This window comes from Ursidibacter arcticus (assembly GCF_009761375.1).
Lineage (GTDB): Bacteria > Pseudomonadota > Gammaproteobacteria > Enterobacterales > Pasteurellaceae > Ursidibacter > Ursidibacter arcticus.
Map to the genome: position 1 here is coordinate 1 of NZ_LEKM01000211.1, position 7,735 is coordinate 7,735.

General features: G+C 38.4%; 6 protein-coding genes and 1 pseudogene. 3 read left to right on the forward strand and 4 right to left on the reverse strand.

Features of this window, described 5'->3' with window-relative positions; genetic code table 11:
- Nucleotides 1–242 precede the first annotated feature (242 nt).
- The 4 genes and pseudogenes from tldD to hemG form a co-directional block, all read right to left on the reverse strand.
- Nucleotides 243–1,688 carry a metalloprotease TldD gene (tldD, locus tag A1D25_RS10180; protein WP_157395566.1) on the reverse strand — a complete coding sequence of 482 codons (1,446 nt, stop codon included), beginning with the start codon at nucleotides 1,686–1,688 and terminating at the stop codon, nucleotides 243–245.
- Nucleotides 1,689–1,810: 122 nt separating this feature from the next.
- Nucleotides 1,811–3,094, reverse strand: a pseudogene (hutW, locus tag A1D25_RS10185) (heme anaerobic degradation radical SAM methyltransferase ChuW/HutW); the annotation flags it as partial.
- Nucleotides 3,095–3,348: 254 nt separating this feature from the next.
- Nucleotides 3,349–3,747 carry a large-conductance mechanosensitive channel protein MscL gene (gene mscL, locus A1D25_RS10190; protein ID WP_157395568.1) on the reverse strand — a complete coding sequence of 133 codons (399 nt, stop codon included), beginning with the start codon at nucleotides 3,745–3,747 and terminating at the stop codon, nucleotides 3,349–3,351.
- Nucleotides 3,748–3,826: 79 nt separating this feature from the next.
- Nucleotides 3,827–4,363 carry a menaquinone-dependent protoporphyrinogen IX dehydrogenase gene (gene hemG, locus A1D25_RS10195; protein ID WP_157395569.1) on the reverse strand — a complete coding sequence of 179 codons (537 nt, stop codon included), beginning with the start codon at nucleotides 4,361–4,363 and terminating at the stop codon, nucleotides 3,827–3,829.
- Nucleotides 4,364–4,482: 119 nt separating this feature from the next.
- On the opposite strand from hemG, the gene ubiE reads away from it, so the two are divergent.
- Genes ubiE through ubiB form a run of 3 tightly spaced genes read left to right on the forward strand, consistent with a single transcriptional unit; the run spans nucleotide 4,483 to nucleotide 7,573 of the window.
- Nucleotides 4,483–5,274, forward strand: a complete 792-nt coding sequence (gene ubiE, locus A1D25_RS10200; RefSeq protein WP_157395570.1) for a bifunctional demethylmenaquinone methyltransferase/2-methoxy-6-polyprenyl-1,4-benzoquinol methylase UbiE — start codon at nucleotides 4,483–4,485, stop codon at nucleotides 5,272–5,274.
- A gap of 29 nt (nucleotides 5,275–5,303) precedes the next feature.
- Nucleotides 5,304–5,933: a ubiquinone biosynthesis accessory factor UbiJ gene (locus tag A1D25_RS10205; RefSeq protein ID WP_157395571.1), complete on the forward strand. Its 630-nt coding sequence runs from the start codon at nucleotides 5,304–5,306 to the stop codon at nucleotides 5,931–5,933.
- Nucleotides 5,933–7,573 carry a ubiquinone biosynthesis regulatory protein kinase UbiB gene (gene ubiB, locus A1D25_RS10210; RefSeq protein WP_157395572.1) on the forward strand — a complete coding sequence of 547 codons (1,641 nt, stop codon included), beginning with the start codon at nucleotides 5,933–5,935 and terminating at the stop codon, nucleotides 7,571–7,573. Before A1D25_RS10205 ends, ubiB begins: the two co-directional genes overlap by 1 nt.
- The last annotated feature ends 162 nt before the right edge of the window (nucleotides 7,574–7,735 follow it).

The window sequence follows — 7,735 nt, forward strand, 5'->3', positions numbered from 1 at the left end:
CCGAATATGGAAGTGAGTGTTCTACCTTATATTGAGCGTGGCATTTACGGCTCAAAACGCTATGGTGCAGAGTTGAGTCTAACGGGTCGCTTTTAAATAAAATTGTAACAGTGCTTATGCTGTAAAACATAAATAAAGGGTGTAATGGATAAAATGATTGCTAATTTACCCATTACACCCATATCAATACAGCCAAATAGTACAGGGTTAAACATACATTTACTTATCTAGAACGATAAGCTCTACCCTCTTCCCCCAACAGTAATCTTATCTAATTTTACCGTAGGTTGTCCGACTCCGACAGGCACGCTTTGCCCTTCTTTACCACAAGTGCCGATACCTAGATCAAGCTCCATTTTTTTACCCACCATTGAAACCTGTTGCATTGCTTCAATGCCACTCCCAATCAATGTTGCACCTGTAACAGGCTTGGTTATTTTTCCTTTCTCAATTAGATAGGCTTCTGCGGTAGAAAACACAAATTTACCCGATGTAATATCAACTTGCCCACCGCTAAAGTGTGGAGCATAAAGCCCAAATTCCACCGATTCAATCATCTGATCAAACTCGTGTTCGCCTTCAGTCATATAGGTGTTTGTCATTCTTGGCATTGGTAAATGTGCATAAGACTCTCGGCGACCATTTCCCGTTGGGGCAACACCCATTAAACGAGCATTAAGTTTATCTTGCATATAGCCTTTTAATATGCCGTTTTCAATTAATACATTACGCTGTGAAGGCACACCTTCATCATCAACGGTAATTGAGCCTCGCATATTGGCAACTGTACCGTCATCAACAATTGTACAGAATGGAGAAGTGACTAACTCGCCAATTTTGCCAGTGAATAAAGAAGATTCTTTACGGTTAAAATCGCCTTCTAAACCGTGTCCAACTGCCTCGTGTAATAAAATTCCTGGCCAACCAGCACCCAGTACAATTGGCATAGATCCTGCTGGGGCAGCTATTGCCCCTAAATTGACGATACCTTGTCGAACGGCTTCTTTTGCTAAATAAACGGCTCGGCTATCGCCTGTGTGATGTGGCTCAAAGAACCACGTTAAACTAAAACGCCCACCAGCACCTGCTCCACCACGTTCCCGTTTACCATTTTGTTCGACCAAAACAGAAATAGATAGGCGAACGAGTGGGCGAATATCTGCTGCTAAAGTGCCATCTGTTGCGGCAACAAGCATTTCTTCGTAAACGGCAGATAAACTCGCGTTCACTTGAATCACTCGTGGATCTTCCGCTCGAGCTACTCTATCTACCAAATGTAACAACTCAACTTTCTGTTCTCGGCTGAGTGTATCTAGCGGATTGATTGATGCATAACGCTTAATGGCTTGTGTTTCTTTGAAAGGAGAAATCAATAATGAGCCACTTTCTTGAGTGATACTACGAGCTGCCATTGCACATTGCTCAAGCTGTGGAAGTGAAATCTGATCCGCATAGGCGAAACCTGTTTTCTCACCCGAAACCGCTCGCACACCAACGCCACGGTCGATATAAAATCCGCCTTCTTTGATAATGCTATCTTCCAAAGACCAACTTTCGTCTTGGCTAAATTGAAAATAGAGATCGGCATAATCAATATGACGAGTGGAAAAATGATCTAGCACCTTAGTGAGATCAGATAATTGTAGCCCACTAGGGAGTAGCAGACTTTGTGAAACTTGGTTTAGCATTCTAATTCCTGAAAATAAAAAGGCTCAAAATGAGCCATTAACAAGCGGTGGGATTGTAGCGGATTTTTGCAAAAAAAACTAACAAACCGACCGCTTGAATATACTTTATCTTTCGGAGTTTAGTCATTTGGTAGTGTCATCATCAACTGGCGGACTAAAGTCGGCGACCAATAACGTCCACTCGTATTCAGATAAATTTTATCTGCTTCAATGCGTAACAAAGATTGCTTTTGCCATTCTAGTAATAAATCTTGAGCTTGCGGATTATCTGCAAAAAGTGATGGCTCTAAAAAACCAAGCTCTAAGCTATATTGCGTTTGCGATAACAATTTTTTATGTTGTCCGTGTTGGCTCATAAAGGAGAGAGCTTTTTGCTCGCTTGGCGTTTCTAAATAACGTTGTAAATCCCCCTGCACTTGATAGCTCATTCCGCCAAAATTACCGCCAGCACCTGAGCCAAAAGCCAGACAAGATATATCTGATTTTACTAAAGTGTTATAACGATTACGTTCTCTACGATCAGGATAAGCAAAGTGATTATTACTTACTTGCAGCCAGCCTTTTGCTAATAATTGTTGAACGGCATAAGCGTAATGTTGAGATTGAACTGCGAAAGGTTGTGGAGGCGGTAGCGTTCCTTTTTGAATTAAGCGGTTAATTGGTAAAAATGGATAGCAATTAAAAGCATAAATATCTAAACCCGATAGTGCTAAAGTACTGGCTGTTGCAATATCATTGGCCCATACTTCATCGGTTTGATTAGGGAAACCAAAGATTAAATCAGCCACAATAACCGCATTTAAGTCACATAGTTGTTGTAAATAAGTATAAGCCTCTTCTCCGCTATGCTTACGCCCCATTCTTTTTCTCAGGGCTGAATTAAACGTTTGAATACCAATAGAAATTCGATTAACCCCTGCATCAATACAGGCTTGGGCTTTTTCTAGATCAAAATGACTAATCCGCCCTTCTAATGTAAATTCACAATCATCAGCTAATGGTAAATATTGATAACAAGCTCGAATTAAACGAACCAAATCTTCGGTTGCTAAAGCGGTAGGTGTTCCGCCACCAAAATAGACAGCTTGGATTTTTCCTTGAGATTGTCGGCGTAATTGAGCTTCATTAGCTAATTCTGAGATCAGTTTATCGGTGTAAATTTGACTATAACTTTCTTTCCAAGCATTGCGGTAGAAACCACAAAATACGCAATGTCCTGCACAAAATGGAATATGCAGATAAGCAAGAGCATCTTGTGTCAGGGAATAAGGTACTTTTTCATTCCAAAGAGATAGCCATTCATTCTCAGGGATATTTTGCCCACCCCAAATAGGCATTAAGGATTTCCGATCAGTAAAGGCAGTCGGAGCTGCTTGGCTCGGATGCCATTGTTGCGTTGTTATCATTCAAGTGATCCTATCTAAAAATAGAAAACAACTTTATACCGAAATTGATAACAAATAGAATTGATTATCATCAATAATATTGTGATTTATTGGAGCAAAAATAAGGTGAAAAAATTTGGGGAAATGCCCGTTTAGCGGAATGGCAAGCGGTAGGATAAGCTCTGTTTTTTGCAAAAATCCCACAGCGGTTAGGCTGTGGGATTTTGATTGCTGAAAAAATAAAAGAACAAATCTGTCAGCCGTCTGAGATTAGATTATTTTTTCAATAAATCACGAATTTCAGTTAATAATTTTTCTTCTGCTGTTGGCTCTGGTGCTTTTTCAGGTTCTGGAGCAGGAGCTTTCTTCAGGTTATTGATCACTTTAACCATTGCAAATACAGCCATTGCAATAATTAAGAAATCAAATACGTTTTGAATAAATGCACCATATTTTAATGTTACAGCTTCTGCACCATCTTGTGCTTCTTTTAATACGATAGCTAAATCTTTGAAATCAACACCGCCAATGAGTAAACCAATCGGTGGCATTACAACATCACTTACTAAAGATGAAACGATTTTACCAAAAGCACCACCGATGATAACACCGACAGCTAAATCAACAACATTACCTTTTACCGCAAATTCACGGAATTCTTTTAAAATACTCATTTTAGTTCCTTAAATAAAAAATCAACGCTATAAAAGCGACCATCAATTATAAATGAAGTGATAAAAACACCTAATAATTTTAACTTAATTTACGAATTTGTTGCGAAAACGTTGCCACCTTACACCAATCTGTATATTCATATTCTCTGCTCGTATCCGTTTCTCCCCCCGTAATTTTCATAATAAAACGGATCATTATTCGATCAAACCAACGATAGCGGGGATAAAATAACGCTCCAGCCATTACTTCAACTAAATCAGGTTGCCACTTAATACGAGCAAGTAATTTTCGAGTATAAACATTCGTTTCAGGGCTGTTTTTGTCTGCTTTGCGAGCGGTGAGATTAACGCTGAAAAATGCAGATTTTTTCTGATTTAACAGTGCATAATGTTGATTGATAAATTGAGTAAGTAGCGGATCAAAATGCCCATAGCGGATCGACGCACCAACCACAATAGTCCCAAATTGTTGTAAGTAATCTGTACTGAGATTTGGATTTTCTCGCAAAGATAATATGCTGACATCAGCTTGATTTTGTTGAAGTTCACTCGCTATTTTCTCAGCGATTTTCTGCGTTTGACCATCTCGAGTTAAATAAAGAATTAAGGTTTTCATATTTATTATCGTTATATTGAAAGAATTTTGGCTATCTTAACAGATTTTGCAAAATTTTAAGGAAATCAGACCGCTTTTTTGTTATGGTATGCCCAATTTTTTGAGTGAGATTTCCAACAATGAACGAAACAGAGCAAGCACAAAACCCAATTCTCTCCAAACCATCAGAAAAAGAAACCACCCACTTCGGCTTTAAGACCGTTGCCAAAGAAGAAAAGCAACAATTAGTCGCCAATGTTTTCCACAGCGTAGCTGGGAAATATGACTTAATGAATGATCTACTCTCGTTTGGTATCCATCGAGTTTGGAAACGTTTTACAATTGATTGTAGTGGTGTGCGTAAAGGGCATAAAGTCTTAGATCTAGCAGGCGGTACTGGGGATTTTACTGCAAAATTTTCGCGTATTGTCGGCGAAACTGGAGAAGTTGTGTTAGCCGATATTAACAGTTCAATGCTAGAAGTCGGAAGGGAAAAACTGCGTAATTTAGGTGTGGTCGGCAATGTTAATTATGTACAAGCTAATGCTGAAGCACTGCCTTTTGCAGATAATACCTTTGACTGCATTGTCATCAGTTTTGGCTTACGCAATGTTACAGATAAAGATAAAGCTCTACGTTCAATGTTTCGAGTTTTAAAACCAGGTGGACGCTTATTAGTCCTTGAATTTTCTAAACCTATTATTGACCCAATCAGCCAAGTCTATAATTTCTACTCGTTTAACATTTTACCTAAAGTGGGTGAAGTTGTGGTTAATGATGGCGAAAGCTACCGTTATTTAGCCGAATCTATTCGAATGCACCCTAAACAAGATGAACTAAAAGCAATGATGGAAAACGCAGGCTTTGAAAGCGTGAATTATTACAATTTGAGTGCTGGAATTGTCGCATTGCATCGTGGTTATAAGTTTTAATATCATTGTTCAATCTTAAGGCTAAAAAAATGCAAAACTCCCCGCTTTTTCAACATCTTATGCTTTCCCAATTTGCAATCGGGGCAACTGAAACGGCATTTAACGGAATCATTGCCCGTTCACCCCATACATTGCCTATTTTACGCAAACTTGTCGGGAAAATGCTTAAAATAACATTAAATCAACCTGAAATAAGCTGTTTTATTCTCTTTAGTGAAAATCGAACAGATTGGCTTCAGCAGTATGAAGGTAATGCTGATTGTAGTATTGAACTTGCCCCAAGTGCGTTGCTGAAATTAGCGGATAAAAGCAAATTAACCGAGTTAATCAATAATAAAACTCTGATACTAAATGGTGATATTCAAGTTTTGCAACAATTTACCGACCTACTTGATCAATTAGAGAAAGATCCTGCTGAGTTATTATCCCCACTGTTTGGAGACGTTGCTGCACAGGTTTCAACTAATTTAATTAAAGGTTTATTTAATAAAGTAAATCAACAAGTTAAACGTAATAGCGAACAGTTAGTAGATAACTTAATGAATGAACGCCCTGTTTTAGTACATCGTCTGGAAGCAGTAAATTTCTACGATGAAGTCTCTGAATTAGCTCAACAAGCGGATAGATTAGAACAACAATTTGCAATACGTGGACTCTAATGAACATCAAAAACCTTCGCCGTCTTTATCATATTATTCATACTTTTTTACGCTACGGCGTTGATGAAGTTATTCCCAATATTCGCCTTACTCGTTCATTGCATTTAGGGCGTAAATCGCTTTTTTGGGTAAAAAACCAATATCCAGATAAGCCTTTTGGTGTCAGGCTCCGTTTAGCACTACAAGAACTTGGTCCTGTCTGGATCAAACTTGGGCAAATGCTTTCAACTCGCCGAGATCTATTTGATGCAGAGCTTGCCGACCAATTAGCCTTATTACAAGATTCTGTTGAACCTTTTGATGGGAAACTTGCTCGCCAGCTTATAGAGCAAGCACTAGGTGGTAAATTAGAAACGTGGTTTGATGACTTTGATGAAACAGCCCTAGCATCAGCTTCTATTGCTCAAGTTCATACTGCAAAATTTAATCAACAACAAGCTCTTGCTGGCAAAGAAGTTGTCCTTAAAGTCATTCGACCTGATATTCATCAAATCATTTTTGAGGACTTAGCATTAATGTATCGTTTAGCAAGTTGGATCCCCAAACTTTCCAACGATGGCAAACGTTTAAGAGCTGTCGAAGTAGTTAGAGAATATGAAAAAACCTTATTAGATGAACTAGATTTACGCAAAGAAATGGCTAATGCGGTACGTTTACGCAATAATTTTGCAAACAGTGAAATGTTATATGTTCCTGAAATGTATCAAGATTTTTGCCATAAAAACGTTATTGTAATGGAACGAATTTATGGTATTCCCGTAGCCAATATTGCGGAGCTTCAAGCTAATGGAACGGATATGAAACTACTTGCCGAGCGTGGTGTTCAAGTTTTCTTTACTCAAGTATTTCGAGATAGTTTTTTCCACGCAGATATGCATCCTGGAAATATTTTTGTAAATCCTAATCACCCAGAAAATCCACAATATATCGGTATCGATTGTGGTATTGTCGGTACACTCAACCAAAATGATAAACGCTATTTAGCGGAAAGTTTTGTGGCATTTTTTAATCGAGATTATCGCCGAGTCGCATTAATGCACGTTGAATCAGGCTGGACGCCTGCCGATACCGATATTGATGCTTTTGAGCAAGCATTCCGAGAAGTTTGTGAGCCTATTTTTGCAAAACCACTTTCTCAAATTTCATTCGGACACGTTTTGCTGAATCTTTTTAATGTCGCTCGTGAATTTAATATGGAAGTGCAACCGCAATTAGTATTGCTACAAAAAACCTTACTCTATATTGAAGGATTAGGCAGGCAAGTCTATCCACAGCTAGATTTATGGCAAACAGCAAAACCATTCCTACAAGATTGGTTAAATGAACAAGTAGGTGTAAAAGCGATGTTCCGTCAGGTTCAACAACGTTTGCCACAGTTTAGAGAACATTTTGCGGAATTTCCTGAAACCGTTTTTCAAGCACTGCAACAACAAAAGCAGATCAATCTACGTTTAAGTGAAATAAACCAAAGTTTACAGAACCAAAAAAATCATTCTAGCTTAATACGAACCTTATTACTGGCTTTAATAATCTCAGGTACATTCTGGCAATTTGAACAAATGCCATTATGGTTAAGTTCATCATTATTATTAGTAAGCATTGGGTTGGTAGTGATGGATTTATTTAGACAAAGTAGATAAAACTTAGTTATATAAAAAATGCTTTAACTGTTCTGTTAAAGCATTTTTATCAAACCCCGTGCCGTAAAACTCCGTCCTTCAGGGCGGAGATGTAAGGCACAAACGACATAGCCGTTTCAAACCTAACTAATCGAGTGTTTGCTGTTGCTCAATGTATTGGCG

What these genes read in the sequence shown, in the direction of transcription:
- tldD (WP_157395566.1), bottom strand. Translation starts at nt 1,688, where the DNA reads ATGCTAAACCAAGTTTCACAAAGTCTGCTACTCCCTAGTGGGCTACAA.
- mscL (WP_157395568.1), bottom strand. Translation starts at nt 3,747, where the DNA reads ATGAGTATTTTAAAAGAATTCCGTGAATTTGCGGTAAAAGGTAATGTT.
- hemG (WP_157395569.1), bottom strand. Translation starts at nt 4,363, where the DNA reads ATGAAAACCTTAATTCTTTATTTAACTCGAGATGGTCAAACGCAGAAA.
- ubiE (WP_157395570.1), top strand. Translation starts at nt 4,483, where the DNA reads ATGAACGAAACAGAGCAAGCACAAAACCCAATTCTCTCCAAACCATCA.
- A1D25_RS10205 (WP_157395571.1), top strand. Translation starts at nt 5,304, where the DNA reads ATGCAAAACTCCCCGCTTTTTCAACATCTTATGCTTTCCCAATTTGCA.
- ubiB (WP_157395572.1), top strand. Translation starts at nt 5,933, where the DNA reads ATGAACATCAAAAACCTTCGCCGTCTTTATCATATTATTCATACTTTT.